This window comes from Pantoea sp. B65, from assembly GCF_047308185.1.
Taxonomy (GTDB): Bacteria; Pseudomonadota; Gammaproteobacteria; order Enterobacterales; family Enterobacteriaceae; genus Erwinia.
The window spans coordinates 110,631-136,909 of the sequence record NZ_JAHXPU010000039.1; the positions used below are offsets into that span (position 1 = coordinate 110,631).

Annotated in this window: 24 protein-coding genes; 17 read left to right on the forward strand and 7 right to left on the reverse strand. The window is 54.9% G+C overall.

Annotation, left to right across the window (positions count from 1 at the left end; genetic code table 11):
• The first annotated feature begins 121 nt into the window (after positions 1–121).
• A complete protein-coding gene (locus JWF83_RS18825; RefSeq protein WP_413651938.1) occupies positions 122–376 on the forward strand; it encodes a YkgJ family cysteine cluster protein in 255 nt (84 codons plus the stop codon).
• 6 nt (positions 377–382) lie between these two features.
• On the opposite strand, the gene JWF83_RS18830 is transcribed toward JWF83_RS18825, so the two are convergent.
• The gene (locus tag JWF83_RS18830; protein WP_413651939.1) at positions 383–1,561 is read right to left on the reverse strand and encodes a sugar efflux transporter; all 1,179 of its coding nucleotides are present in this window, start codon (positions 1,559–1,561) and stop codon (positions 383–385) included.
• A 384-nt stretch (positions 1,562–1,945) separates the two neighbouring features.
• Here JWF83_RS18830 and fruB point away from each other — a divergent pair, with 384 nt between their 5' ends.
• The 4 genes from fruB to JWF83_RS18850 all read left to right on the forward strand — a co-directional run bounded on the left by fruB (position 1,946) and on the right by JWF83_RS18850 (position 6,713).
• Entirely contained in the window at positions 1,946–3,079 is a 1,134-nt protein-coding gene (fruB, locus tag JWF83_RS18835) for a fused PTS fructose transporter subunit IIA/HPr protein (RefSeq protein ID WP_413651940.1), read from the forward strand.
• Positions 3,076–4,014: a 1-phosphofructokinase gene (gene fruK, locus JWF83_RS18840; protein ID WP_413651941.1), complete on the forward strand. Its 939-nt coding sequence runs from the start codon at positions 3,076–3,078 to the stop codon at positions 4,012–4,014. Before fruB ends, fruK begins: the two co-directional genes overlap by 4 nt.
• A 17-nt stretch (positions 4,015–4,031) precedes the next feature.
• Positions 4,032–5,729 carry a PTS fructose transporter subunit IIBC gene (gene fruA / locus JWF83_RS18845; RefSeq protein ID WP_413651942.1) on the forward strand — a complete coding sequence of 566 codons (1,698 nt, stop codon included), beginning with the start codon at positions 4,032–4,034 and terminating at the stop codon, positions 5,727–5,729.
• A gap of 75 nt (positions 5,730–5,804) precedes the next feature.
• Positions 5,805–6,713 carry an alpha/beta hydrolase gene (locus tag JWF83_RS18850; RefSeq protein ID WP_413651943.1) on the forward strand — a complete coding sequence of 303 codons (909 nt, stop codon included), beginning with the start codon at positions 5,805–5,807 and terminating at the stop codon, positions 6,711–6,713.
• 88 nt (positions 6,714–6,801) lie between these two features.
• Here JWF83_RS18850 and nfo read toward each other — a convergent pair whose 3' ends face one another.
• Both nfo and JWF83_RS18860 read right to left on the reverse strand, forming a co-directional pair.
• On the reverse strand, positions 6,802–7,644 hold the full coding sequence (gene nfo / locus JWF83_RS18855; RefSeq protein WP_413651944.1) for a deoxyribonuclease IV: 843 nt from the start codon (positions 7,642–7,644) through the stop codon (positions 6,802–6,804).
• Between the two features lie 90 nt (positions 7,645–7,734).
• On the reverse strand, positions 7,735–8,793 hold the full coding sequence (locus JWF83_RS18860; protein WP_413652139.1) for a YeiH family putative sulfate export transporter: 1,059 nt from the start codon (positions 8,791–8,793) through the stop codon (positions 7,735–7,737).
• A gap of 106 nt (positions 8,794–8,899) precedes the next feature.
• Between JWF83_RS18860 and JWF83_RS18865 the strand changes: the two genes are divergently transcribed.
• The 5 genes from JWF83_RS18865 (at position 8,900) to JWF83_RS18885 (ending at position 13,757) form a co-directional block, all read left to right on the forward strand.
• Positions 8,900–9,259, forward strand: a complete 360-nt coding sequence (locus tag JWF83_RS18865) for a YkvA family protein (protein WP_413651945.1) — start codon at positions 8,900–8,902, stop codon at positions 9,257–9,259.
• A gap of 9 nt (positions 9,260–9,268) precedes the next feature.
• Complete coding sequence (yieE, locus tag JWF83_RS18870; RefSeq protein WP_413651946.1) at positions 9,269–10,135, forward strand: DNA-binding transcriptional regulator YeiE; 867 nt, start codon at positions 9,269–9,271, stop codon at positions 10,133–10,135.
• A gap of 131 nt (positions 10,136–10,266) precedes the next feature.
• Entirely contained in the window at positions 10,267–11,733 is a 1,467-nt protein-coding gene (locus tag JWF83_RS18875; protein WP_413651947.1) for an amino acid permease, read from the forward strand.
• 150 nt (positions 11,734–11,883) lie between these two features.
• Complete coding sequence (locus JWF83_RS18880) at positions 11,884–12,966, forward strand: FecCD family ABC transporter permease (protein WP_413651948.1); 1,083 nt, start codon at positions 11,884–11,886, stop codon at positions 12,964–12,966.
• On the forward strand, positions 12,966–13,757 hold the full coding sequence (locus tag JWF83_RS18885) for an ABC transporter ATP-binding protein (RefSeq protein ID WP_413651949.1): 792 nt from the start codon (positions 12,966–12,968) through the stop codon (positions 13,755–13,757). Before JWF83_RS18880 ends, JWF83_RS18885 begins: the two co-directional genes overlap by 1 nt.
• A 140-nt stretch (positions 13,758–13,897) precedes the next feature.
• On the opposite strand, the gene fghA is transcribed toward JWF83_RS18885, so the two are convergent.
• The 3 genes from fghA to ptrR all read right to left on the reverse strand — a co-directional run bounded on the left by fghA (position 13,898) and on the right by ptrR (position 16,836).
• Positions 13,898–14,740 (reverse strand): S-formylglutathione hydrolase, encoded by an 843-nt coding sequence (gene fghA, locus JWF83_RS18890; RefSeq protein ID WP_413651950.1) that lies wholly within the window; start codon positions 14,738–14,740, stop codon positions 13,898–13,900.
• 12 nt (positions 14,741–14,752) lie between these two features.
• Positions 14,753–15,877, reverse strand: coding sequence for an S-(hydroxymethyl)glutathione dehydrogenase/class III alcohol dehydrogenase (locus JWF83_RS18895; RefSeq protein WP_413651951.1), 1,125 nt, complete (start codon positions 15,875–15,877; stop codon positions 14,753–14,755).
• Positions 15,878–15,954: 77 nt separating this feature from the next.
• Entirely contained in the window at positions 15,955–16,836 is an 882-nt protein-coding gene (gene ptrR, locus JWF83_RS18900; protein WP_413651952.1) for a putrescine utilization regulator PtrR, read from the reverse strand.
• A gap of 149 nt (positions 16,837–16,985) precedes the next feature.
• Between ptrR and JWF83_RS18905 the strand changes: the two genes are divergently transcribed.
• From JWF83_RS18905 to mglC, 7 genes are all read left to right on the forward strand, one after another.
• Positions 16,986–18,113, forward strand: a complete 1,128-nt coding sequence (locus JWF83_RS18905) for a YbfB/YjiJ family MFS transporter (RefSeq protein ID WP_413651953.1) — start codon at positions 16,986–16,988, stop codon at positions 18,111–18,113.
• Positions 18,114–18,249: 136 nt separating this feature from the next.
• Entirely contained in the window at positions 18,250–18,915 is a 666-nt protein-coding gene (gene folE, locus JWF83_RS18910) for a GTP cyclohydrolase I FolE (RefSeq protein ID WP_413652140.1), read from the forward strand.
• 75 nt (positions 18,916–18,990) lie between these two features.
• A complete protein-coding gene (gene yeiB, locus JWF83_RS18915; protein WP_413651954.1) occupies positions 18,991–20,151 on the forward strand; it encodes a DUF418 domain-containing protein YeiB in 1,161 nt (386 codons plus the stop codon).
• A 159-nt stretch (positions 20,152–20,310) separates the two neighbouring features.
• Positions 20,311–21,351, forward strand: a complete 1,041-nt coding sequence (galS, locus tag JWF83_RS18920) for an HTH-type transcriptional regulator GalS (RefSeq protein ID WP_413651955.1) — start codon at positions 20,311–20,313, stop codon at positions 21,349–21,351.
• 325 nt (positions 21,352–21,676) lie between these two features.
• Positions 21,677–22,672, forward strand: a complete 996-nt coding sequence (gene mglB / locus JWF83_RS18925; RefSeq protein ID WP_413651956.1) for a galactose/glucose ABC transporter substrate-binding protein MglB — start codon at positions 21,677–21,679, stop codon at positions 22,670–22,672.
• A gap of 134 nt (positions 22,673–22,806) precedes the next feature.
• Positions 22,807–24,327, forward strand: coding sequence for a galactose/methyl galactoside ABC transporter ATP-binding protein MglA (gene mglA / locus JWF83_RS18930; RefSeq protein WP_413651957.1), 1,521 nt, complete (start codon positions 22,807–22,809; stop codon positions 24,325–24,327).
• Between the two features lie 19 nt (positions 24,328–24,346).
• Positions 24,347–25,357: a galactose/methyl galactoside ABC transporter permease MglC gene (mglC, locus tag JWF83_RS18935; RefSeq protein WP_413651958.1), complete on the forward strand. Its 1,011-nt coding sequence runs from the start codon at positions 24,347–24,349 to the stop codon at positions 25,355–25,357.
• Positions 25,358–25,423: 66 nt separating this feature from the next.
• On the opposite strand, the gene sanA is transcribed toward mglC, so the two are convergent.
• A complete protein-coding gene (gene sanA / locus JWF83_RS18940) occupies positions 25,424–26,146 on the reverse strand; it encodes an outer membrane permeability protein SanA (protein WP_413651959.1) in 723 nt (240 codons plus the stop codon).
• Positions 26,147–26,279 lie beyond the last annotated feature (133 nt).

A 26,279-nucleotide genomic window follows, 5' to 3' on the forward strand; every position in this document is an offset into this window, starting at 1 on the left:
ATTTGTCTGCCGCCACGAAAGGTAACCGGTCACGCGGGGCATCTGGCCGAAACCATCGCGGCTATAGCTTTCAGATCTGACGGCTGCTATTGTCGCGGTTTATCGCGCTGTGAGTGTACTGATGCAATGTCGTCCTGATTGCGGTGCCTGTTGTACGGCGCCTTCCATCTCATCCCCGATCCCCGGTATGCCGCAGGGTAAACCGGCGAATACGCCGTGCGTACAGCTGGATGAGCGGCAGCGCTGCAAAATTTTCGCCTCGCCGCTGCGGCCAAAAGTCTGTGCGGGGTTACAACCTGACGCTGAAATGTGCGGCAGCAACCGTCAGCAGGCGCTCAGCTGGCTGATAAAACTGGAGGCGGATACCGCCCCCTGAAGCGCGTCAGGCGTTTTTAACCCGCCACATGCAGTAGAGCGTACCGAGGTTCAGCAGCAGCGCGCAGTAAAATACCGCATGATAACTCCACAATTCCGCCACCACCCCAGCCAGCGACCCGGCAAGGATCCAGCCAACGCGAGTCGAATTGCTGAACAGGGTAGTGGCCGCGCCCGCCTGACCCGGCATCAAATCCTGAAAATAGAGCATCCCGATACCGGCAAGAATGCCGATAAAAATGGCGTTCAGCCCCTGCAACAGCAACAGCGGGATGGCGCTGTCAATCAGCAGTAAACCGGCGTAGAACAGCAGCCCGCAGGCTGCGGCGCAGCGCATCAGCGTACGCTTGCTGAAGCGTCTGGCGTAGTAGCCGGCAATCAGCATTACCGGAATTTCCAGTCCGGCCGCCAGCCCCATTAGTTGCCCCGCCAGTCTCTCCGGCAGATGCAGCTCCTGCACCACATACAGCGGCATATTAATCAGATAGATATTGTTGCAGGCCCACATCAGAGTACAGCCGATAAACAGTAACAGCGTATCGCGCCGGTTGCGCCGCGGCGCCTGCAGGGTGACGCTGGTTTGCACCGCCGTTTTGTGCATCGATGGCAGCAGATAGCGCACAATAATGGCGCAACAAACAAAAGCGATCGCCGCACAGGCGTACATCACCTGAAAGCCAAAACCCAGCGCCAGAGCGAAGGCGACCGGCGGGCCAATCACCCATGCCAGCGAAACCTGAGTACGCATAATGGTGCTGAACATTACCGCTTCACGCCCGGTTTTGTCGGCATGTTCGCGCGCCAGAGCAAACATTTGCGGGTTGGCTGTCGAACCAAAGCTGGAGAGCAGGACGCCGACCAGTAATAAGATAAAGTAGTTACGATTCCAGGCAAACAAAATGCAGCCCAGCGCCCCCAGCAGGCAGCACTGAAAGATTAGCGCCTTGCGATCGCCCTGACGATCGGAGCGTGTCGCCAGCAACTGGCTTACTACGATACCAATTACCGCACTGCCGGTAAAAAACAGCCCCACCATAAACGGGCGCGCATGCACTTCCGTGGATAAAAACAGGCTGAGAGTGGGGGTCTGTAACGCCCCGGCGATGCCGGAGAAAAAAGCGACCAGCAGAAAGGCCGCTGAACGCAGGTCGGGCAGGCGGCGGAGGGTAGCACCAGATGTTTGCATAAGCGAGGATTAACCGGCAGAAATGGACGGCAAATTCTACGCCGCTGCGCTATTTTTAAAAAGCTGTTTCAAATAATAAAAACGCCTTCAGTGATATTTCGCATTTCCTGCACCACGGCAGCGGAGCTGACGTCAGCTGACAGCATGACGTGTCTGCGGCATCCAGCGATACCGGCTTCAGCATTTTTCTGAAAAACGGTGGCAAAATGTGCGTGGCGTCAAAAATCTGCTACGCCGTTTACGGTAAATCTTGCCAGCAGCTGCCTCCGTGTACCAAACTAATTGAAACGTTTCAGCGTTGTCTCATCAGGTTATCAGTCAGGAGATGACGCTTTTTTTCTCATTATAGCTGAAACGATTCAATTTCGGCCGGGGAGGAGACCTATGTTCCAGCTAGATCTAAAAGCCATCCATACTGGCGCCAGCGCCACTAATAAAGAAGACGCCATTCGTCAGGTTGCTGCCGCGCTTACCGCTGCGGGTAACGTCAGCGCTGCCTATGTTGACGGCATGCTGGTGCGTGAAACCCAGACCTCTACCTATCTCGGTAACGGTATCGCCATCCCGCATGGCACCACCGACACCCGCGACCTGGTGCTGGAGACCGGTGTTCAGGTGTTCCAGTTCCCGCAGGGGATCGCCTGGGGTGAAGACCAGACGGCTTATGTTGCCATTGGTATTGCTGCCCGCTCCGATGAGCATCTGGCCCTGTTGCGTCAGCTGACTCACGTCCTCAGCGACGACAGCGTGGCCGAACAGCTGAAATCCACCACCTCTGCCGAAGTATTACGCAGCATTCTGATGGGTGAAAAGCTGGATGCAGAATTTAAATTTGATAATAGCTTAATTGCCCTCGATGTCGCGGCAGGCGATCTGATGACGCTGCAGGCGCTGAATGCCGGACGTCTGCAACAGGCCGGCGCGGTTGATGCCAGCTTTGTCAGCAGTGTGATCTCCGGCCAGCCCCTGAACCTCGGGCAGGGCATCTGGCTGAACGACAGCACTGTCGGCAATCTGTGCAGCGCCGTGGCGGTAAGCCGGGTCGCGAACGCCTTTGACGTCGCCGGTGAAAAAGCCGCGATGCTGATCACGGTCGCGGTTACTGACGATCAGCCGCTGAAGGTACTGAACTATTTAAGCGATCTACTGATTAGCCAGAAGGCTGAACGTCTGCTGAATGCGGATGCTACCGGGGTGCTGGCGCTGTTAACCAGCGAAGTCGACGAGCAGGCTAATGTGCTGACCGCTGAGTTTACTGTCCGCAACGAGCATGGTTTGCATGCCCGTCCGGGCACGGCGCTGGTCAGCGTGATTAAGCAGTACAACAGCGATATCACTGTCACCAACCTTGATGGCAGCGGAAAACCGGCGAACGGACGCAGCCTGATGAAAGTGGTGGCGTTAGGGGTGAAAAAAGGCCATCGCCTGCGCTTTACCGCCAGTGGTGATGATGCTCAGCAGGCGCTGCACGCGATTGAAGAAGCTATCGCTGCGGGTCTGGGCGAGGGGGCAGCATGAGCAGACGCGTCGCAACAATTACCCTGAATCCGGCCTATGATTTAGTAGGGTATTGCGAAGAAGTTGAGCGTGGCGAAGTTAACCTGGTGAAAACCACCGGCCTGCATGCTGCAGGTAAAGGGATTAACGTTGCGAAAGTGCTGAAAGATTTAGGTATTGACGTCACCGTGGGCGGCTTTCTCGGCAAAGATAATCAGGATGGCTTCCAGCATCTGTTCAGCGAGTTAGGCATTGCTAACCGTTTCCAGGTGGTACCGGGTCGTACCCGTATCAATGTGAAATTGACCGAGAAAGGCGGCGATGTCACCGACCTGAACTTTTCGGGTTTTGATGTCAGCGCCCAGGACTGGGAACGCTTCAGTGCCGATTCGTTAAGCTGGCTCGGCCAGTTCGATATGGTTTGCGTTAGCGGTAGCTTACCGGCGGGTGTTGAACCGGAAGCCTTTACCGAATGGATGACCGCGCTGCGTACCCATTGCCCATGTATTATTTTCGACAGCAGCCGCGAAGCGCTGGTGGCGGGCCTGAAAGCGGCGCCATGGCTGGTGAAGCCGAACCGTCGTGAACTGGAAATCTGGGCCGGCCGTAAGTTGCCGACGCTGCAGGATGTCATTGAAGCTGCCCATGCGTTACGTGAGCAAGGTATTGCGCATGTGGTTATCTCACTCGGCGCGGAAGGTGCGCTGTGGGTGAATGCTTCCGGTGAATGGATTGCTAAACCACCCGCCTGTGAAGTGGTCAGTACCGTTGGTGCCGGCGATTCTATGGTAGGTGGCCTGATTTATGGCCTGCTAATGCGTGAGTCAAGTGAGCATACGCTCCGCCTGGCGACCGCAGTAGCGGCAATGGCAGTAAGTCAGAGTAATGTTGGTGTTACCGATCGTACCCAGTTGGCCGCAATGATGGCGCGCGTCGACCTCAAACCCTTTAACTAACAGCAGGAGAAGGCAAAATGAAAACGCTGCTGATAATCGATACCTCGCTGGGCCTGGCAACCAGCTATCTGGCAAAAAATTTAATCACGGCAGCTGCAGCTAAAGCCGGTCTGACCCTGACGGAAAATCCGGCAGAAGCAGATCTGGTGGCGGTGGCAGGTAAATCAATACCCGCAGACGGCGCGCTGAATGGCAAAGCGGTTTATCTGGGTGATATCGAACAGGCACTGCGTCAGCCGGAAGCTTTCCTGGCCAACGCACAGTCACAGGCTAAACCGTACCAGGCGCCGGCAGCCGTTGCCGCAGCGCCGGCCGCGGTGAGCAATGGACCAAAACGCGTGGTGGCGATCACCGCCTGTCCTACTGGTGTGGCGCACACCTTTATGGCCGCGGAAGCTATCCAGACCGAAGCGACCAAACGTGGCTGGTGGGTAAAAGTTGAAACGCGTGGCTCTGTGGGCGCCGGTAATGCGATTACTGCTGAAGAAGTGGCAGCTGCGGATCTGGTGATTGTGGCGGCGGATATTGAAGTGGACCTGGCGAAGTTTGCCGGTAAGCCGATGTATCGTACCTCAACCGGTCTGGCGCTGAAGAAAACGGCGCAGGAACTGGATAAAGCTGTTGCTGAAGCCAAAGTTTATCAACCGCAGGGCGGACAACAGGCTTCACAGGGTGAGCAGAAACAAGAGAGCGCAGGCGCTTATCGTCATCTGCTGACCGGTGTTTCTTATATGCTGCCGATGGTAGTGGCCGGTGGTTTGTGTATCGCGCTCTCCTTTGCCTTTGGTATTACCGCATTTAAAGAACCCGGTACGCTGGCCGCTGCGCTGATGCAAATCGGTGGTGGTAGCGCCTTCGCATTAATGGTGCCGATCCTCGCCGGTTATATCGCGTTCTCGATTGCTGACCGTCCGGGTCTGACCCCAGGTCTGATTGGCGGTATGCTGGCAACCAGCATTAATGCCGGTTTCCTTGGCGGTATTATCGCTGGCTTTATTGCCGGTTACGCAGCCAAACTGATTAGCGGCAAGGTGAAACTACCGCAAAGTATGGAAGCGCTGAAACCGATTCTGATTATCCCGCTGTTTGCCAGCCTGATCACCGGCTTGCTGATGATTTATGTAGTGGGTACGCCAGTGGCGAAAATCATGTCTGGCCTGACCGGCTGGCTGGCGAATATGGGGACGGCGAATGCGGTACTGCTGGGTGCCATCCTCGGTGGTATGATGTGTACCGATATGGGCGGCCCGGTTAACAAAGTGGCCTATGCCTTTGGTGTTGGTCTGCTGAGTTCGCAAACCTATGCGCCAATGGCGGCGATTATGGCGGCCGGTATGGTGCCACCGCTGGCGATGGGTCTGGCAACACTGGTTGCGCGTAATAAGTTCAATAAAGGTCAGCAGGAAGGCGGCAAGGCAGCGCTGGTTCTGGGTCTGTGCTTTATCTCTGAAGGCGCGATTCCATTTGCGGCCCGTGACCCGATGCGTGTTCTGCCATGCTGTATCATTGGCGGCGCAGTGACCGGTGCTATCTCCATGGCGATTGGCGCCAAACTGATGGCGCCACACGGCGGTCTGTTCGTACTGTTGATTCCAGGCGCTATCACTCCGGTGGTCGGCTACCTGATGGCGATTATCGCCGGTACGCTGCTGGCTGGTCTGGGTTATGCGATTCTGAAACGTCCGGAAACGGAAGCTGTGCTGGCGAAAGCCTGATAGCCAGCTGGTATCGCTGACACACCCTGAGGGAGCCTTAATGGCTCCCTTTTTATTTGGTTGGGGATCTCTGTTATGCATCGTCGTCATTTTCTGACCGCTATGGCCGCGACACTGATTAGCTTACGCTGCCGGCTGGGACGCGCCAGCCCGGCGAGTAGCCAGCAGGTGTCTATTCCTTTGTGGCAGGGGAGTGCTCCCGGCGGCGGCGGCCCTTCCGGTAGTCCCTTAGTTTCGGCAAGGGGCGCGCTGAGCAATGTGGCGACGCCGTTACTGACCATGCTGGCTCCCGAGCAACCCAATGGTCATGCGGTATTAATTGCCGCTGGCGGCGGCTATCAACGAATCGAAATGGCCAGCGAGGCATGGCCGGCCGCTGAGTGGCTGACGGCGCGCGGTTATACCGCATATGTTCTTAGTTACCGTTTACCGGGTGAAGGGTGGGCGGACGGCAACCTGGTATCCCTGCAGGACGCCCAGCGGGCATTACGGCTGATAAGAGCGCGGGAGAAGCACGTCAGCGTACTGGGGTTTTCGGCGGGAGGCCACCTGTTGGGAATGGCCATGACGCGTAGTGATTTTCAGTCTTACCCGCCGCGTGATGCACTGGACCGCATGCCGGCTGATGCCGATCGTGGCGCGTTAATTTATCCGGTTATCACGCTGGAGGATCCCTATACCCATACTTCGACGCACCGGCAGCTGGTCGGTCCGCATGCTTCAGCCGCCGCCAATGCCGCCTGGTCCGTACAGAATTTTGTTACTCCCCATACCCCGCCGGTATTTCTGGTGCAGGCCGAGGACGATTCAGTGTCCAATCCGGATAATACCCTGATTATGTCGGCAGCCTGCCGCAAGCAACAGGTCGCCGTGGAGATCTATCGCTATGTCAGCGGAGGGCATGGTTTTGCGATGGGCAGAGCAGGGACCGCCACCATGGAATGGCCAGCGCATTATCAACACTGGTTACATGCCGGCGCCTGACGCGGTGCTGGTATAGATGCCATTATCACGGCTGGCGCAGATATTGGCACGGGCGGCATAAATGCCGCACGTGGAATGATGATCCTGATTATTTCTGCTGTGATTTCAGCCAGGCAATCTCATCTTTCCAGATATCCGGGTTCACGGTTTCGAGGATCATCGGGATACCGTCGAAGCGGCTGTCTTTCATCAGCCAGCTAAAGACCGTTTTGCCAATATTGCCCTCACCCAGACTGTGGTGGCGGTCAACCCGGCTGTTAAACTCACTTTTTGCGTCATTCAGGTGCATACCACGCAGATAGCGAAAGCCGACCACCCGCTCAAAATCGGCAAATGTCTTCTCACACTGTTCTTCAGTACGCAGATCGTAGCCGCCGGCAAAAGCATGACAGGTATCGATACAGACGCCGACGCGCGATTTATCTTCCACGCCGTCAATAATCGCCGCCAGATGCTCAAAGCGAAAGCCGAGATTACTGCCCTGACCGGCAGTATTCTCAATCACCGCCGTCACCCCTTGCGTTTTATCCAGCACAATATTAATTGACTCGGCAATGCGCTGCAGGCACCCGGCTTCGTCAATCTGATGCAGATGGCTACCGGGATGGAAATTCAGCAGCGACAGACCCAGCTGCTCACAGCGTTGCATCTCATCAAGAAAGGCTTCGCGCGATTTCTCCAGCGCCTCAGCCACCGGATGACCGAGATTGATCAGATAGCTGTCGTGCGGCAGGATCTGCTGTGAGCTGTAGTTGTACTGCTCACAGGCGGTGCGAAAGGCGGCAATCACTTCATCACTGAGCGGAGCCGCGCGCCACTGGCGCTGATTTTTGGTGAACAGCGCAAATGCTGTGGCTTCCAGTTCATGCGCGCGAATGACCGCCTGGTCTACGCCGCCTGCTGCGCTGACGTGGGCGCCAATATATTTCATGCCGTTCTCCTGTAAATGGTCTGGCGGTAAGGGGGCCATGATAACCGAAACGACATTTATAAACTCCAGTAACTGCCGCCTGGAAGGTATTTAGCCCATCAAATGCTGAACGCCAAGATTGATCGCGCCGCCGCCGATAATCAGCCAGATAAACAGCAGCAGCGCCAGTAATAACGGTTTTACCCCGGCGCGCTTCAGGGCGCTGATATGAGTGGTTAAACCCAGCGCCGCCATCGCCATTGCCAGCAGCACGGTATCCAGCTGGTTAATACTCTGCACCACAACGATCGGGAGCAGATGGAATGAGTTAAACAGCGTCACCACAATAAATAGCAGGGCAAACCATGGAAAACTTATCGCTCCGGCGCGATGGCTGGCAACGCTGCTGCCACGGCGCATCAGCGCGCCCAGAAACAGCAGAAAAGGCGCCAGCATCATCACCCGCAGCATTTTGGCAATCACCGCGGCATTTTCGCTTTCCGCGCTGATGGCATGTCCGGCGGCCACCACCTGCGCTACTTCATGCAGGGTTGAACCGGTAAAAATACCGTATGCGGTTGGGGTTACCGCCGGAAACCATGTCAACACCAGCGGGTACAGCAGCGGATAGATAAAGATCGCCAGGGTGCCAAAAATCACCACGGTGGCAATCGCCACCGCCACTTTTGCGGAGTCGGCTTTAATCACCGGCCCGGTGGCCAGGATTGCCGCCGCGCCGCAGATACTGCTACCGGCGCCAATCAGCCAGCAGATTTGGCGGTCGAGGCCAAACAGCCGCCGTCCAGTCCAGCAGGCGAGGGCAAAGGTGGAGCAGAGCGTCAACAGGTCAATCAGCACACCGCTGAGGCCGACATCGGCAATTTGCTGAAAGGTAAGGCGAAAGCCATACAGGATAATGCCAAGCCGTAACAGCCGCTGCTTCGCCAGCAGAATACCCGGGTCGCATAGCGGCTGCAGACGCGGCCAGACAGTGTTCCCCACCAGCATACCCACGACGATTGCCAGCGTAAGCGCCCCCAGCCCGCAAGAGGCAATCGCCGGCCGATCGCCCAGCCAGATTGCCGCCGCCGCAATCGCCGCCGCCAGTAGCAAGCCGGGCAGATGCTGCGTCGGAACCTGACGCGTTTTCGCTAAAATCAGTTCAGCCATCATTCACCTCCGGTTTCAATGGGGTCAGTGTGGCGGGAACTGGCTTAAAAGAGAAATTGATTATATATTTATAATTAACCGGTATAGGTAATAAGGCGGAGAGAAAATGTTCAGGCGCATTGTGCAGTTCAAAAGCAATTTGATCATGATGTGGTATGCCTGCCGCAATCCGCGTACGCCGCTGTATATTAAAGGTCTGATGGGCGCTATCGCGCTGTATGTTATCAGCCCGTTGGATCTGATCCCTGATGTTATTCCGCTGGTCGGCTGGCTGGACGATGCGCTGGTGGTGCCACTGGGTATGGCGATGTTGCTGAAGCTATTACCTGCAGAGGTGCGTAGCGACGCGATGCGGCGTCAGTCTGCGCCAGCTAACAAAAGAAAAGGGCTGACCACTACGCTGCTGGTTATGCTGGTACTCTGGCTGCTGCTGATGGGGTATGCCATTTTTCACTGGATGTCGTAAGGAAGCACGATGCATATCACTTTGCGTCAGATTGAAGTATTTACTGAAGTGTTGAAGAGCGGGTCCACCACTCAGGCTTCACAGATTCTGGCGCTGTCGCAGTCGGCGGTCAGTGCCGCGCTGGCGGATCTGGAAGGGCAGTTAGGCGTACAGCTTTTCGATCGCGTCGGCAAACGACTGGTGCTGAATGAGCATGGCCGTCTGCTCTATCCGCGCGCGGTGGGTTTGCTGGAGCAGGCCGGAGAGATTGAGCAGCTGTTTCGCGAAGAGAATGGCGCCATCCGTATTTATGCCAGCAGTACCATCGGCAACTATCTGCTGCCAGGGATGCTCGCCGGTTATCGTCGTGACTTTCCGCACCTGCCGCTGGAATTAAGCGTTGGCAACAGCCAGGACGTGATCAATGCCGTCGCCGATTTTCGCGTCGATGTCGGGCTGATAGAAGGGCCCTGCCATATGACCGAGCTGTTGAGCGAACCCTGGCTGGAAGATGAGCTGGTGGTCTTCGCCGCTCCCGACTCGCCGATTTTGCAGCAGCCGGTGACGCTGGCGGCGCTGGCGAAAATGCAGTGGATCCTGCGCGAGCATGGCTCCGGCACCCGCGAGATCGTCGATTATCTGCTGTTATCTCATTTGCCACAGTTTGAACTGGCAATGGAACTGGGGAATTCGGAAGCGATTAAACATGCGGTACGTCATGGCATGGGCATCAGCTGTCTGTCACGCCGGGTGATAGCCGATCAACTGGAGGCCGGATCGCTGGTGGAGGTGAAAATCCCACTGCCGAAGCTGTCACGGACACTGTATCGGATTCAGCACCGACAGAAACATATGTCGAAAGCGCTATTACGTTTCCTGAGTTATTGTCACGTCTGATCGGCTGCATGCTTTTTCTAATGATCGGCGCGGGATTATGAAGCTAACTTATAACTTCGCGGTATCGCTATACCTGAGGGGGAGATTTGCTACAATCGCGCCTCATTTTTACCCCAGGACAGCGTTTATTCATGGTTCAGGATACAAAAACAACACAACAACCTGCGTTAAGACGCGAACTAAAAGCCCGTCACCTGACGATGATCGCCATTGGCGGATCCATTGGCACTGGCCTGTTTGTCGCTTCGGGCGCGACGATTTCTCAGGCCGGGCCGGGCGGGGCACTGCTCTCCTATATGCTGATCGGACTGATGGTCTACTTCCTGATGACCAGCCTCGGTGAACTTGCCGCTTTTATGCCGGTTTCTGGTTCATTTTCCACCTACGGTTCCAAATATGTCGAAGAGGGCTTCGGCTTCGCGCTGGGCTGGAACTACTGGTACAACTGGGCGGTGACCATCGCCGTTGATCTGGTGGCCTCACAGCTGGTGATGAATTACTGGTTCCCGGATACTCCCGGCTGGATCTGGAGCGCGTTGTTCCTTGGCCTGATGTTCCTGCTGAACTACATCTCGGTAAAAGGCTTCGGTGAAGCCGAGTACTGGTTCTCGCTGATTAAAGTGGTGACCGTTATCATCTTTATCGCGGTTGGCGTACTGATGATCGTCGGCATTTTGCATGGCAACGAAAACGTTGGCTGGCACAACTGGCAGGTGGGCGATGCGCCGTTCGCTGGCGGTTTTGCCGCGATGATCGGCGTGGCGATGATAGTGGGCTTCTCTTTCCAGGGCACAGAGCTGATTGGTATCGCCGCCGGGGAGTCGGAAGAACCGGAAAAAAACATTCCGCGTGCGGTGCGTCAGGTGTTCTGGCGTATCCTGCTGTTCTATGTGTTTGCGATTCTGATTATTAGCCTGATTATTCCGTATACCGATCCCAGCCTGCTGCGTAATGATGTGAAAGATATCAGCGTCAGTCCGTTTACCCTGGTGTTTCAGCATGCCGGCCTGCTGTCGGCGGCGGCCGTGATGAATGCGGTGATCCTGACGGCGGTGCTCTCCGCCGGTAACTCCGGGATGTATGCTTCTACCCGTATGCTCTACACCCTGGCGATGGAAGGCAAAGCCCCACGCATTTTCGCAAAATTGTCGAAAGGCGGCGTGCCGCGGAACGCGCTGTATGCCACCACCGTGGTGGCGATGATGTGCTTCTTTACCTCAATGTTTGGTAACCAGGAGGTCTATCTCTGGTTGCTGAATACCTCGGGAATGACCGGTTTTATCGCCTGGCTGGGGATTGCCATCAGTCACTACCGCTTCCGTCGTGGTTATGTGGCACAGGGGCATGATATTGCTGATCTGCCGTATCGTTCCGGTTTCTTCCCGCTGGGGCCGATCTTTGCTTTTGTGCTGTGCCTGATTATTACGCTGGGGCAGAACTATCAGGCATTCCTCGCCGATCGCATTGACTGGTATGGCGTTGCCGCGACCTACATCGGCATCCCGTTATTCCTGATTATCTGGTTTGGCTACAAGCTGAGCCGCGGCAGTCGTTTTGTTAAATACAGCGAGATGGAATTCCCAAAATTTAACGGCTAACCCGCGGTGCGGATGTCACTCAGGCGCGGCTTCCGCGCCTTTTTTACCGGCGTTAATTACATTGATAACCATTATCATTTTCGTTATGGTGACAACCGTTACTTTTTCCATTTGTACCGACCGCCGGATAAAACAAGGCAGATAAGCATAATGAGTGTCACCCACGAGCCCATGCCGTACGCGAAGAAAAATCCAGTTCAGAGCGTGATGGGACGCTATCAACAACTTTTGCGGCACCGCCTGATGATTATGGGCGTGCTGTTGCTGGCGATCCTTGCGTCGCTGGTGCTGGATTTTACCCTTGGACCTTCCGGTCTGTCGCTGCAAACCCTGTGGCATGCCCTGACGCAGCCGGAGACGGTTGATGCCGGCACGCGGGTGATCGTCTGGGATATCCGTTTACCTTACGCCTTAATGGCGGTGGTGGTCGGTATGGCGCTGGGGCTGGCCGGGGCGGAGATGCAAACCATCCTCAATAACCCGCTGGCAAGTCCGTTTACGCTTGGCGTCTCGTCGGCGGCGGCGTTTGGCGCGGCGCTGGCGATTGTGCTCGGTATTGGCATTCCGGGGATCCCCGATCAGTGGTTTATCTCGGCAAACGCCTTTGTTTTCGCCCTGTTTGCAGCCCTGATGCTGGATGGCGTGACGCGCTGGACGCGGGTGGCGACTTCCGGCGTGGTGCTGTTTGGTATCGCCCTGGTCTTTACCTTTAATGCGCTGGTATCGATGATGCAGTTTATCGCCAGTGAAGATACCTTACAGGGCTTAGTGTTCTGGACGATGGGTAGCCTGGCGCGGGCCTCATGGGAGAAGCTTGGCGTGCTGACGCTGGCGTTGTTGCTGCTGGTGCCCTTCTCAATGATGAGTTCGTGGAAGCTGACGGCGTTGCGGCTTGGCGAAGATCGCGCCGTCAGCTTTGGTATTGATGTGCGCCGTTTACGGCTGGCGACGCTGTTGCGCATTAGTATCCTTTCCGCGCTGGCAGTAGCCTTTGTCGGGCCGATTGGTTTTATCGGTCTGGTGGCGCCGCATATTGCCCGCATGATATTTGGCGAAGATCATCGCTTCTATCTGCCCGCCAGCGCCCTGACCGGCGCGCTGGTGTTGTCGATGGCTTCCGTTGCGTCGAAGAACCTGATCCCCGGCGTTATTATTCCGGTGGGTATCGTCACCTCGCTGGTGGGGGTTCCGTTCTTCCTGAGTATTATTTTGCGCCACCGGGGGAATGTCTGATGCAGGGGTTATCGATTCGTGGTTTTAGCGCCGGTTATCCGAAGCGCCAGATTATTGAGAATCTGCATGTCCCGCTGTTGCCACGTGGCAAAATTACGGTGTTGCTCGGGCCAAACGGCTGTGGCAAATCAACGCTGCTGCGTTCCCTTGCCGGGCTGAATCGCGCCAAAGGTGAATTGTGGCTGAACGGCGAAGAGCTGATGTCTCAGCCGTTTGCGCGTCGGGCGGATAAAGTGGTCTATCTGCCCCAGTCGCTGCCTGCCGGCGTGCATTTGCACGTGCTGGAGTCGATTATCGTGGCGCAGCGCGCATCCGGCGGCCGCAGTAGTGTCAGCAGTGAAAATGAAGTGATGGCGCTGCTTGAGCAACTGGGTATTGCGCATCTGGCGCTCAGTTATCTTGATCAACTTTCCGGCGGTCAGAAGCAGCTGGTGGGATTAGCGCAATCTTTAATTCGCCGCCCGGCGTTGTTATTGCTGGACGAGCCATTAAGCGCGCTTGATTTAAATTACCAGTTCCATGTGATGGACTTAGTGCGGCGCGAAACACAACAGCGCAATATTGTGACGGTGGTGGTAGTGCATGATATTAATATCGCGCTGCGCCATGGCGAACATGTATTAATGCTGCAGAATGGCGAATTAATTGCCGATGGTGAGCCGATCGAGGTGATTACGCCGCAGAGTCTGGCGCGGGTATATGGTGTCCGGGGGCGTATCGAACGTTGCTCGCAGGGTACGCCGCAGGTGTTAATTGATGGTCTGGTAACCGAACCTGAACCGGCGTTATAAGTAGGGGCGGCATTTATGCCGCCCGTTCTGATGATTTGCACGAACCCTAATGGCGGCATTTATGCCGCCCGTTCTGATGATTTGCACCAACCCTAATGGCGGCATGTATGCCGCCCGTTCTGACAAGGGACGCCGGTCGTTTATACCAACAGATGCTTAGCGTGAAAACGCAGATGATCTTCGATAAAACTGGCGATAAAGAAGTAGCTATGGTCATAGCCGGGCTGAATACGCAGCGTCAATGGCCAGCCAACTTCCCGCGCCACCTGCTCTAAACGTTCCGGGTGCAGTTGATCGGCAAGAAACTGATCGCTATCCCCCTGATCGATCAGCACTGGCACACTGACTGGCGTCTGACGCATCAGCCAGCAGCTGTCATACTCCAGCCAGCTCTGCGGGTCATCACCCAGATAGTTGCTAAATGCTTTCTGCCCCCAGGGAACCTGACACGGATTGACAATCGGCGCGAATGCCGAGGCCGAAGTGAATTTTCCCGGATTACGCAACGCCAGCATAATGGCGCCGTGGCCTCCCATCGAGTGACCGGCAATCGCCTGACGATCGCTGACGTTGAAGTTGTCGGTAATCAGCGCCGACAGCTCATCGTTAATGTAATCGTACATGCGGAAATGCCGATCCCATGGCGAGCGGGTGGCGTTGAGATAAAAACCGGCACCCTGACCAAGATCGTAGCCGTCATCATTCGGTACGCCTTCACCGCGCGGGCTGGTATCGGGCATGACCAGCACCAGACCCAGCTCGGCGGCCACACGCTGCGCACCGGCTTTGGTGGTAAAGTTCTCATCAGTGCAGGTTAGCCCGGCAAGAAACCAGACCACCGGCGGCGGGGTATCGCTCTTCGGACCCGGCAGAAAAATGCTGAATGTCATCGCGCAGTTCAGCGTCGATGAGTTATGGCGGTAGCGCTGCTGCCAGCCGCCAAACATGCGATGTTCTTCCAGTAACTCCAGCGTGGATGGCATTAATCCTCCTGATTACTTATTAAAGTGCACCACGGTACGAATCGATTTGCCTTCATGCATCAGGTCAAATGCGTCGTTAATCTGCTCCAGCGGCATGGTATGGGTAATAAAGTCGTTAAGCTGAAACTCACCCTGCATATAACGCTCAACGATGCCCGGCAGCTGTGAGCGTCCTTTCACGCCACCAAAGGCGGAGCCGCGCCAGACGCGACCGGTGACCAGCTGGAACGGACGGGTGGAGATCTCTTCACCGGCGCCGGCCACACCAATAATGACCGACTCACCCCAGCCTTTGTGGCAGCACTCCAGCGCAGAACGCATCACATTGACGTTACCGATACATTCGAAGGAGAAATCCACACCACCATCAGTCAGTTCAACAATTACCTCCTGAATCGGCTTATCGTAATCTTTCGGGTTGATCAGGTCGGTGGCGCCGAGCTTGCGTGCCAGATCGAACTTACTGGTATTGATATCAATGGCGATAATACGCCCGGCTTTTGCCATGGTGGCGCCAATGATCGCTGAAAGGCCAATCCCGCCAAGGCCGAAAATCGCCACGGTGTCGCCGGCTTTCACTTTCGCGGTGTTCAGTACCGCGCCCATACCGGTGGTGACGCCGCAGCCCAGCAGGCACACTTCTTCCAGTGGCGCTTCTTTGCTGATTTTCGCCAGGGAAATTTCCGGTAACACGGTGTATTCAGAGAACGTCGAGGTGCCCATATAGTGGAAAATCGGCTTGCCGTCTTTAAAGAAGCGGGTAGTGCCATCCGGCATTAACCCTTTACCCTGGGTGGCGCGGATCGCCTGGCACAGGTTGGTTTTACCGGAACGACAGAATTTACATTCGCCACACTCCGGGGTATACAGCGGGATCACATGGTCGCCAACCGCCACACTGGTAACGCCTTCGCCAATCGCTTCGACAATACCGCCACCTTCGTGACCGAGGATCGCCGGGAATACCCCTTCAGGATCTTTACCAGACAGGGTATAGGCATCGGTATGGCAAACGCCGGTCGCCACAATCCGCACCAGCACTTCGCCTTTCTGTGGCGGCATTAAATCTACTTCTTCAATTTTCAGCGGTTCGCCAGCGGCCCAGGCCACAGCTGCGCGGGTTTTGATCATCTCCACAGTCTTTTCCTTATATTTGAGATTGCGCCAGGCGGCAACACCTGGTTTATTGCGTTATGAGTAAGTATGAACCAGATTTATGCGCTTTCTGGCTTATCGTCGAACTGTTCAATAATCAGGTACTTCAGCGCTTCCACATTCGGCGTGAAAGCATCACGGCGCCAGATCAGCCAGGTGGCGGTATCGCGATAGCGTGGCGGCAGTGGATGCACCCGCACCCGCTCCTGACCCGGCATTTGCGCCAGCACCGAGCAGGGGATCATCGCCAGACCCGCACCGCTGGCGACGCAGGCCATCATCGCGTGATAGGACTGAATCTCCATAATATTGCCAGGCTGGACGCCATTTTCACGAAACCAGGATTCAAAGCGCAGACGATAGGAACAGCTGGGGCGGAAAGCAAACAGCGTAGCGCCGCTGGCGTCGGTCGCGCTGTGGATCTCCGGGTGATCGAGGCTGGAAATCAGCACTATTTGCTCACGAAATGAGATACAGCCGTTAAGCTCATCATAGGGTACCGGGCCGTCGACCAGCGCCGCCGCCAGCGTACCCGCGCGCACGCGCTCGATAATTTCACCGGAGGTGCCGGTAATTAACGACAATGCCACCGCCGGAAAACGCTGATGATAGGCGGCCAGTAATACCGGCAGACGCGTGGCGGCAGTGCTCTCCATGGAGCCGAGGGCAAAGTTGCCCGCCGGTTCGCCACTGCGCGCCATGCTCAGTGCTTCTTCGCTTAGCGCCAGAATGCGCCGGGCGTAGCAGAGAAAATTATGGCCCATCGGCGACAGCCGCAGACGCTGCTTCTCGCGGATAAACAGATCGGTTCCCAATTCCTGTTCAAGCTGGCGCAGTCGCGTGGTCAGATTAGACGGTACGCGATGCAGCAGTTCGGCCGCGCGCGCCACCGAACCGCTATCTGCCACTAAACAAAACATCCGTAGCTGGGTTAAATCCATTCATTCATTTCCCGTAAGCAACTTGCTTATGATTATTCACTTTTTGTGATTTTAACCATCATGCATCATACTGGCAACCATTAAGATACGCCGACGATAAAACACCATGGGAACCTGGCGCTGGCGCTGAGCATTTAAAGGAGAGGGTTATGGCACTGCGCGTGGCGCTGAGCGCATTTTTATCACTGGTGGTGGCCATGGGGATTGGCCGTTTCGCCTTCACCCCGCAAGTTCCACTGATGATTAATGAACATCAGCTCAGTTTAACCAGTGCGGCTTTGGTGGCGGCATTTAACTATCTCGGTTATCTGTGCGGTTCATTTGATGCGATGCGCGCCAGCCGTCACGTCGAGTGGCGCCTGAAAGGCGGGGTCTGGGGGGCGGTGCTACTGACGTTGCTCTCCGCATGGGTTGATGGTCCATGGTGGCATGGAATAGTGCGTTTTATTATTGGCTGGGCCAGCGGCTGGGCCATGGTGCTGGTGGCGGCGTGGAGCAATGAACAGCTGCTGCATCACGGACGTCCGGGGTTATCGGCGGGGGTATTTGCCGGCCCCGGAACCGGGATCTTTATCAGCGGCATGCTGGCGGTACTGCTGCATGCGCTGGGCGTCAGCGCCGCTTTTGCCTGGGGCGCTTATGGTCTGCTGGCGCTGATACTGATCGCGCTGATTGCACGCAATCTGCCGCGTAGCGGCCAGCTGCACCGCCCGGAGAGCGCGCCAGAGCCGCTGCTGCTGACGCCGCGGCTAAAGCGGCTGGTGCTCAGCTACAGTCTGGCGGGTTTTGGCTATATTCTGCCCGCCACCTTTTTGTCGCAAATGGCGGCGTCGCGCTTTCCTGACAGTGTTTTCGCGCAGTTTGTCTGGCCTGTTTTTGGCGGGGCTGCGGTTATCGGTATCGGGCTGGGCATTCTCACCCGCCACTGCTTATCGGCGAATCTCCGTCTGGCGCTGACGCTGTGGGCGCAGGCGCTGGGGGTATTTGCCGCCGATCTGTTGCCGGGCATCAGTGGGCTGGTGATTGGCGCAGTGCTGATCGGCGGCGGTTTTCTTAGTGTGGTGCAACTGGCGCTGCAATATGGTCGCGAACTGGCGCCGCAGCATACGCGCTATCTGGCCGGTTTACTGACTACCGGTTACGCCATCGGTCAGCTGGTCGGCCCGATGCTGTCGGCACTCTCCACTATGCTGACTCACCGGCTGGAGCCGGCGCTGTATGTTGCCGGCGCCGGGCTGGTGGTAGCCGGATTACTGGTGATGCGTAAAGGCAGATGAAACAGTTTCACCGTCGATTAAATTGATTCACTGGATTAACCGGGCGGAGTGTTCCAGAATACGCCTTCAGAAAACAGTCCGTCTGATGAATCGCTGCATCGGACGGGTGAAACACCTGCTGGAGAAAAACATCAATATGGCTACGTTAAGTCAGGAAGCCGCCCTGGTTCATGAAGCGCTGCTCGCGCGTGGACTGGAAACCCCATTACGTTCGCCAGCGCGTGAAATGGATGACGAAACGCGCAAGCGTCTGATCACCGGTCATATGACGGAAATCATGCAGTTGCTGAATCTCGATCTGGAAGACGATAGCCTGGCGGAGACGCCGCATCGCATCGCCAAAATGTATGTCGATGAAGTTTTTTCCGGTCTGGATTATGCCAATTTCCCGAAAATTACCGTGATTGAAAACAAAATGAAGGTCGATGAAATGGTAACGGTGCGTGATATCACGCTGACCAGCACCTGCGAACATCATTTTGTCATTATCGACGGCAAGGCGACCGTGGCCTATATTCCGAAAGAAAAGGTGATTGGTCTGTCTAAGATCAACCGCATCGTGCAGTTCTTTGCTTCACGTCCGCAAGTGCAGGAACGTCTGACGCAACAGATTTTAGTCGCGCTGCAAACCCTGCTGGGCACCAGCAATGTGGCGGTGTCGATTGATGCGGTGCATTACTGTGTAAAAGCGCGCGGGATTCGCGATGCGACCAGCGCCACTACCACCACCTCTCTCGGCGGTCTGTTTAAATCCAGCCAGAATACGCGTCAGGAGTTTTTACGCGCGGTGCGCCATAGCTAACTGGCGCCGCCGCTCTCTGATTCCGCCCCTCTTTCCGCCCTGGAGGAGGGGAATTCTTACTAACAGGAAACCTTAATGCAACGCAATATCACGCTGGATTTTATTCGTGGTCTCGCCGTTCTCGGTATCCTGTTACTTAATATCAGTGGTTTTGCGCTCCCTTCCGCGGCTTATCTTAATCCTGCCTGGCACGGCATGCCCTCGGTATCCGATATCTGGACCTGGGCGATCCTTGATCTGTTTGCCCAGGTTAAATTTCTGACCCTGTTTGCCCTGCTGTTTGGCGCCGGACTGCAGATGCTGCTGCCGCGCGGCAAACGCTGGCTGCAGTCGCGTCTGACGTGGCTGGCGATTATCGGCTTTATCCATGCGGTATTTTTTTGGGAAGGCGATATTTTGCTGGATTACGCGATTATCGGCCTGATTGCCTGGCGCATGATCCGCGATGTTCCGTCGACGCGTTCGCTGTTTCATACCGGTGCGCTGCTCTATCTGGTGGGCGTCGGAGTACTGCTGATCTTCAGTCTGATCTCCAACGGCGAACCGAATCGCTCCTGGCTACCGGGCGTGGCCGATCTGCAATATGAGACATTCTGGAAACTCAGCGGCGGCTGGGAAGCCGTGCAGGGGCGCCTCGATCATCTCTCTTCCAGCCTGCTGGCGCTGGGGGCGCAGTATGGCTGGCAGCTGGCCGGGGCGATGATGATGGGCGGCGCGCTGATGCGTAGTGGCTGGCTGCGAGGGGAATTCAGTGCGCGCCACTATCGGCGCGTGGCGCTGATGCTGATTGGCCTGGCGCTAGTGATTCAGATCCCGAGTATTTATCTGCAGTGGTATCTGCGCTGGGATTTTCGCTGGACCGGCTTTCTACTGCAGGCGCCGCGTGATTTAGCCGGGCCATTACAGGCGCTGGGCTATGCCGCGCTGTGCTTTGCTTACTGGCCGCAACTGGCAAAGCTGAAACTCACCCATGCCATCAGCTGTGTGGGGCGTATGGCGCTGAGTAACTACCTGTTGCAAACCCTGCTTTGTACCACGCTATTTTACCGCTTTGGCTGGTTTATGCGGCTGGACCGTCTGCAGTTACTGGCGGTGGTGGCGGTGGTATGGGCGATCAATATTCTTTTCTCCTTTTTGTGGCTGCGTTATTTCCGTCAGGGACCGCTGGAATGGCTGTGGCGCAAGCTCACCGCCCTTGCTGCCGGCAGCCAGCCGGAGAATTCCCGCGCCGGATAATGACGGCTATCACAAAGGTTACAAAATTGTATGTAACCGTTTTCATCTGTGTGACGAGATTCACGCTGCTCAGCGTTTACGCCTGACAAAATAGCCGACAGAAAAACTTCAGAAGTCGGGAAGATCGATGCGATTAACTATTTTCAAGGCCAGGCGTCCATGATTACTATCCGCGATGTTGCACGCCTCGCTGGCGTTTCTGTAGCAACCGTTTCGCGCGTACTCAATAATAATAGCGCGGTAACGGCGGAAACCCGTGAGAACGTGCTACAGGCAGTCGAATCATTAGGTTACCGTCCTAATGCCAACGCTCAGGCGCTGGCTACGCAGATCAGCGACACCATCGGCGTGGTGGTGATGGATGTCTCCGATCCCTTCTTTGGCGCGCTGGTTAAAGCGGTGGATACCGTCGCCCAGCAAATGAACAAGCATGTGCTGATCAGCAACTCATGGCATCAGGAAGAAAAAGAACGTCATGCCATTGAGGTGCTGATACGCCAGCGTTGTAACGCCTTAATTGTCCACGCGAAAACGCTTTCAGATAACGAACTGGCGCACTTTATGGATCAGATCCCCGGCATGGTACTGATTAACCGTATTGTGCCGGGCTATGCCCATCGCTGCGTCTGTCTCGACAACGTCAGCGGGGCACTGATGGCCACCCGCATGCTGCAACAGCAGGGCCACACGCGTATTGGTTATCTCTGCTCCTGTCATCCGATTGAGGACGTGGCGCAGCGCCGCGATGGCTGGCAGCAGGCGCTGGCCGAGCAGGGCTGTACGCCGCCGGAAGGGTGGATCGCCAGCGGCGAGCCCGATATGCAGGGCGGCGAGCAAGCGATGGTTGAGCTGCTGGGGCGCAACCAGCACCTGACGGCGGTGTTCGCCTATAACGACAGTATGGCTGCCGGTGCGCTAACCGCATTGAAAGATAACGGAATTCGCGTACCTCAGCAGGTCTCTATCGTCGGCTTTGATGATATCCCGATGTCACGCTACACCGATCCGCAACTGACAACCGTCCGCTATCCTATTGTTTCCATGGCCAAACTGGCGACTGAACTGGCGCTGAAAGGGGCCTCCGGGCAGCAGGACCACACGGCGCAACACTGTTTTATGCCTACTTTGGTTCGCCGCCATTCCGTGGCTGTGCGGCAAAATGTGGAGCCGGTCACTAATTCAAGAGATTTCCCCATGTAACCGTTTCCAATCTGTGAGTAAATTCACAGTTAATTAACAACGCGCTCTCTATGATGACAGCGCAATGCAGGGGCTGAAACATAATGTAACGCGATAATCTTCACTGCTCGCGTGTCCATATCGCCGCTGTGAAACAGTTTAGAACATCTTTTCAGGAAGCGTTAGTTAACAAGGAAGTCAGGTTTTGTATTAGCAATTCATCGGTATTGTGTAACTTTTTGATCACACTGCACCTGCCGAATGTTAATCATCTGTTGTCTTACCTTGATCACCCCGGTGTGAGGGGGTAAGACATTGAACTACCCTGCCATTACCCGGAGATATTATGAATAAGAAGGCTTTTACCCTCACAGCCCTGGTTGCCAGTATGATGTTTGGAGCAACGGCTCACGCAGCAGATACCCGTATCGGCGTTACCATCTATAAATACGATGACAACTTTATGTCCGTCGTGCGCAAAGATATTGAGAAAGAAGCGAAGAAAGCTCCGGATGTTCAGCTGTTAATGAATGACTCGCAAAACAGTCAGTCAACCCAGAATGATCAGATTGACGTGATGATGGCGAAAGGCGTGAAAGCGCTGGCAATTAACCTGGTGGATCCGGCAGCGGCAGCGGTGGTGATTCAAAAAGCCCGCGCCAATGATGTGCCGATCGTGTTCTTCAACAAAGAACCGAACCCGAAAGCGCTGGCAAGCTACGATAAAGCCTACTATGTCGGTACTGACTCGAAAGAGTCTGGCGTGAAGCAGGGCGAACTGATTGAGAAACACTGGAAAGCCACTCCGGCGTGGGATCTGAACAAAGATGGTCAGATTCAGTTTGTGCTGTTGAAAGGCGAACCAGGCCATCCTGATGCCGAAGCACGTACTAAGTATGTGATCGACACCCTGACCAAAGATGGTGTGAAAACCCAGCAGCTGCATTTAGATACCGCCATGTGGGACACCGCGATGGCGAAAGATAAAATGGATGCATGGCTCTCCGGCCCGAACGGTAACAAAATTGAAGTGGTTATCGCCAATAACGATGCCATGGCGATGGGCGCGGTAGAAGCCCTGAAAGCGCACAACAAATCTTCAATCCCGGTATTTGGCGTTGACGCCCTGCCAGAAGCACTGGCAATGGTGAAATCAGGCGCCATGGCCGGTACCGTGCTGAATGATGCGGAAAACCAGGCGCGCGCGACTTTCCTGATGGCGAAAAACCTCGCTGCCGGTAAGCCAGCTGCTGAAGGCACTGATTATAAAGTGGAAAATAAAGTGGTGCGTGTTGCTTATGTACCGGTAGATAAAGAAAATCTGTCTCAGTTCGTAAAATAAACCTGAGGGGGACAGAATCGGGTGGGCGCTATTAATCGCTCCCCCTCGAGTGTTGCAGATCCCCCGACGTAGGGGCGGCATTTATGCCGCCCGTCAGCATCAGTTGCCCGATTGACTCTTTAGCCAGGTAAATTATGGCCAGTGATAATACGACACCGCAGCGTGAATTCCTGCTGGAAATGACCAATGTAAGTAAGTCATTCCCGGGGGTGAAAGCACTAGACAACGTCAATTTAAAAGTACGGCCTCACTCGATCCATGCGTTAATGGGTGAGAATGGCGCAGGGAAATCAACATTATTAAAATGTCTGTTTGGCATTTATAGTAAAGATTCGGGGAGCATCCTGTTTCAGGGTGAAGAGATCAATTTTAACAGCGCCAAAGAGGCACTGGAAAACGGCGTATCGATGGTACATCAGGAATTAAACCTGGTGCTGCAGCGTACGGTGATGGATAACATGTGGCTGGGCCGTTATCCGCGCAAAGGCTTCTTTGTTGACCAGAATAAAATGTATCGCGATACCAAAGCGATATTTGACGAATTAGATATTGATATCGATCCGCGTGACAAAGTGGCGACACTCTCGGTTTCGCAGATGCAGATGATCGAAATTGCCAAGGCGTTCTCTTATAATGCCAAAATCGTCATTATGGATGAGCCGACCTCGTCATTAACGGAAAAAGAGGTAAACCATCTGTTTACCATTATCCGCAAATTAAAAGATCGCGGTTGTGGCATCGTCTATATCTCGCACAAGATGGAGGAGATCTTCCAGCTGTGTGATGAAATTACTATTTTACGTGACGGTCAGTGGATTGCCACCCAGCCGCTGGAAGGGCTGGATATGGATAAGATCATCGCGATGATGGTCGGTCGTTCCCTGAGCCAGCGTTTCCCGGATAAGAGCAACGTACCGGGAGAAGTGATCCTGGAGGTGCGTAATTTAACCTCGCGCAGCCAGCCCTCGATTCGCGATATCTCGTTCGATCTGCATAAAGGGGAGATTCTGGGGATTGCCGGTCTGGTTGGGGCAAAACGTACCGATATTGTCGAGACGCTATTCGGTATTCGCGAGAAATCATCCGGCACCATTAAACTGCATGGCAAAGCGATTCATAATGACAGTGCCAACGAAGCCATCAATCATGGCTTTGCGCTGGTCACCGAAGAGCGCCGCTCAACCGGCATTTATGCTTACCTTGATATCGGCTTTAACTCGCTGATCGCCAATATTCATAAATATAAAAACCGGGTTGGATTGCTGGATAACACCCGCATGAAAAGCGATACGCAGTGGGTGATTGATGCGATGCGGGTGAAAACCCCGGGCCATCATACATCGATTGGTTCGCTGTCCGGCGGTAATCAGCAGAAAGTGATTATTGGTCGTTGGTTATTAACGCAGCCAGAAATCCTGATGCTGGATGAACCGACGCGTGGTATTGACGTTGGGGCGAAGTTTGAAATTTATCAGCTGATCGCCGAACTGGCGAAGAAAGAGAAGGGGATTATTATTATCTCTTCCGAAATGCCGGAGCTGTTGGGTATTACTGACAGGATTTTGGTAATGAGTAATGGCCTGGTTGCAGGCATTGTCGAAACGAAAAACACCACGCAGAACGAAATATTGCGTTTAGCGTCGTTACACCTTTAATGATGTAAGGGCTGTTACCATGAAAGCTGTTAATAAGAAAAGTGCGCTCACCTTGTTAAAAGATGGCGGGATTTACGTCGTCCTGCTGGTTCTGCTGGCAATTATTATTATTCAGGATCCCACCTTCCTGAGTTTAATGAACTTAAGTAATATCCTGACGCAGTCCTCGGTGCGAGTGATTATTGCACTGGGCGTGGCAGGGTTGATTGTTACCCAGGGTACTGACCTGTCAGCCGGGCGTCAGGTAGGTCTGGCGGCGGTAGTCGCGGCAACCATGTTGCAGGCGATGGACAACGTCAATAAAGTCTTCCCGAATATTGATACTGTACCAATCCCACTGGTTATTCTGACAGTGTGTATTATCGGTGCCTTTATTGGCCTGCTGAACGGTATTATTATTGCTTACCTGAAGGTTACGCCATTTATTACCACTTTGGGTACCATGATTATCGTGTACGGCGTGAACTCGCTCTATTACGATTTTGTCGGGGCGTCACCGATTGCGGGTTTTGATGCCGGTTTCTCCACCTTTGCTCAGGGCTTCCTGCGGTTTGGTGACTTTAAGCTCTCCTATATCACCTTCTATGCGATGATCTCTATCGTCTTCGTATGGATCCTGTGGAATAAAACGCGCTTTGGTAAAAACATTTTTGCTATCGGTGGTAACCCGGAAGCGGCGAAAGTGTCGGGCGTTAACGTGCCATTTAACCTGATTTTGATCTACGCATTGTCGGGCGTGTTCTATGCCTTCGGCGGGATGCTGGAAGCGGGTCGTATCGGCAGCGCCACTAACAACCTTGGCTTTATGTATGAGCTTGATGCGATTGCTGCCTGCGTGGTGGGCGGCGTGTCATTTGCCGGTGGCGTCGGTACCGTTGCCGGCGTGGTGACCGGTGTGATTATCTTTACGGTCATTAACTATGGTCTGACCTATATCGGCGTGAACCCTTACTGGCAGTATATTATTAAGGGCGGCATCATTATTTTCGCCGTAGCGCTGGATTCACTGAAATATTCTCGCAAGAAATAATCAGGCAGGCGCGGAGTAAATCCCGCCGCTGAAACACCGCAGGGAGCCATTTATGGCTCCCTATTTCTATTTCTTTTCCTGCTTCTGCTGCAATTCCAGTAACTGTTCGGGGGTCACCGCCGGATAGCTTTGCGTATTTTCCGGCACTTCCTGCAATGCCGGAATCGGTACTAACGGACCGAGAAAACGAGGTTCACGTTTCATCAGATAGAGATCGGCAAGGGCGCCGAGCCGCGCGCCGACCTCGCGAAAACGAATATTAAGCATATTTTTCGGCGACGGTACCGCATAGCACTGCGCCTGAATGCCCATATGCAGCGCGATAAAGAGCGCACGCTCGCAGTGGAAACGCTGGGTGATGATAATAAAATCGTTGGTATCAAATACCTTACGCGTGCGCACAATCGAATCCAGCGTACGGAAACCCGCATAGTCGAGCACGATATCCGCCGGCTCTACCCCGGCGGCAATCAGGTCGCGTCGCATGGTCATTGGTTCGTTGTAGCTTTGCTGGGCATTGTCGCCGCTCAGCAACAGATAGTTTACCTTGCCGCTGTTGTAGGCATTAAGCGCACCCTGCATGCGATACAGGTAGTACTGATTAATTACCCCGGTACGGTAGTACTTGGCGGTACCTAACACTACCCCGACCTGACGATGGGGGAGTGAGGTTAAATCATCATACACATAAGGCGCGGTTTTCCAGCTGATCCAGCGATCGAGGCCGAGCGCGGCCATTACCATCAGGGCAATGATGATAATCAGACCGTAAATCAAGCGTTTTACCATGCTTCAGGGCGCTCAGTCAGGCTGGGTAAAGGATGACTCAAGGCTACTTGACCCACCGCGATCAAGCAAGCAAAGCGCCGTTGGACGCTGCATTTTTGAGCAGTGCCGGGCACATTTGCGCCCGGCAGCGGAG

What these genes read in the sequence shown, in the direction of transcription:
- JWF83_RS18825 (WP_413651938.1), top strand. Translation starts at nt 122, where the DNA reads ATGCAATGTCGTCCTGATTGCGGTGCCTGTTGTACGGCGCCTTCCATC.
- JWF83_RS18830 (WP_413651939.1), bottom strand. Translation starts at nt 1,561, where the DNA reads ATGCAAACATCTGGTGCTACCCTCCGCCGCCTGCCCGACCTGCGTTCA.
- fruB (WP_413651940.1), top strand. Translation starts at nt 1,946, where the DNA reads ATGTTCCAGCTAGATCTAAAAGCCATCCATACTGGCGCCAGCGCCACT.
- fruK (WP_413651941.1), top strand. Translation starts at nt 3,076, where the DNA reads ATGAGCAGACGCGTCGCAACAATTACCCTGAATCCGGCCTATGATTTA.
- fruA (WP_413651942.1), top strand. Translation starts at nt 4,032, where the DNA reads ATGAAAACGCTGCTGATAATCGATACCTCGCTGGGCCTGGCAACCAGC.
- JWF83_RS18850 (WP_413651943.1), top strand. Translation starts at nt 5,805, where the DNA reads ATGCATCGTCGTCATTTTCTGACCGCTATGGCCGCGACACTGATTAGC.
- nfo (WP_413651944.1), bottom strand. Translation starts at nt 7,644, where the DNA reads ATGAAATATATTGGCGCCCACGTCAGCGCAGCAGGCGGCGTAGACCAG.
- JWF83_RS18860 (WP_413652139.1), bottom strand. Translation starts at nt 8,793, where the DNA reads ATGGCTGAACTGATTTTAGCGAAAACGCGTCAGGTTCCGACGCAGCAT.
- JWF83_RS18865 (WP_413651945.1), top strand. Translation starts at nt 8,900, where the DNA reads ATGTTCAGGCGCATTGTGCAGTTCAAAAGCAATTTGATCATGATGTGG.
- yieE (WP_413651946.1), top strand. Translation starts at nt 9,269, where the DNA reads ATGCATATCACTTTGCGTCAGATTGAAGTATTTACTGAAGTGTTGAAG.
- JWF83_RS18875 (WP_413651947.1), top strand. Translation starts at nt 10,267, where the DNA reads ATGGTTCAGGATACAAAAACAACACAACAACCTGCGTTAAGACGCGAA.
- JWF83_RS18880 (WP_413651948.1), top strand. Translation starts at nt 11,884, where the DNA reads ATGAGTGTCACCCACGAGCCCATGCCGTACGCGAAGAAAAATCCAGTT.
- JWF83_RS18885 (WP_413651949.1), top strand. Translation starts at nt 12,966, where the DNA reads ATGCAGGGGTTATCGATTCGTGGTTTTAGCGCCGGTTATCCGAAGCGC.
- fghA (WP_413651950.1), bottom strand. Translation starts at nt 14,740, where the DNA reads ATGCCATCCACGCTGGAGTTACTGGAAGAACATCGCATGTTTGGCGGC.
- ptrR (WP_413651952.1), bottom strand. Translation starts at nt 16,836, where the DNA reads ATGGATTTAACCCAGCTACGGATGTTTTGTTTAGTGGCAGATAGCGGT.
- JWF83_RS18905 (WP_413651953.1), top strand. Translation starts at nt 16,986, where the DNA reads ATGGCACTGCGCGTGGCGCTGAGCGCATTTTTATCACTGGTGGTGGCC.
- folE (WP_413652140.1), top strand. Translation starts at nt 18,250, where the DNA reads ATGGCTACGTTAAGTCAGGAAGCCGCCCTGGTTCATGAAGCGCTGCTC.
- yeiB (WP_413651954.1), top strand. Translation starts at nt 18,991, where the DNA reads ATGCAACGCAATATCACGCTGGATTTTATTCGTGGTCTCGCCGTTCTC.
- galS (WP_413651955.1), top strand. Translation starts at nt 20,311, where the DNA reads ATGATTACTATCCGCGATGTTGCACGCCTCGCTGGCGTTTCTGTAGCA.
- mglB (WP_413651956.1), top strand. Translation starts at nt 21,677, where the DNA reads ATGAATAAGAAGGCTTTTACCCTCACAGCCCTGGTTGCCAGTATGATG.
- mglA (WP_413651957.1), top strand. Translation starts at nt 22,807, where the DNA reads ATGGCCAGTGATAATACGACACCGCAGCGTGAATTCCTGCTGGAAATG.
- mglC (WP_413651958.1), top strand. Translation starts at nt 24,347, where the DNA reads ATGAAAGCTGTTAATAAGAAAAGTGCGCTCACCTTGTTAAAAGATGGC.
- sanA (WP_413651959.1), bottom strand. Translation starts at nt 26,146, where the DNA reads ATGGTAAAACGCTTGATTTACGGTCTGATTATCATCATTGCCCTGATG.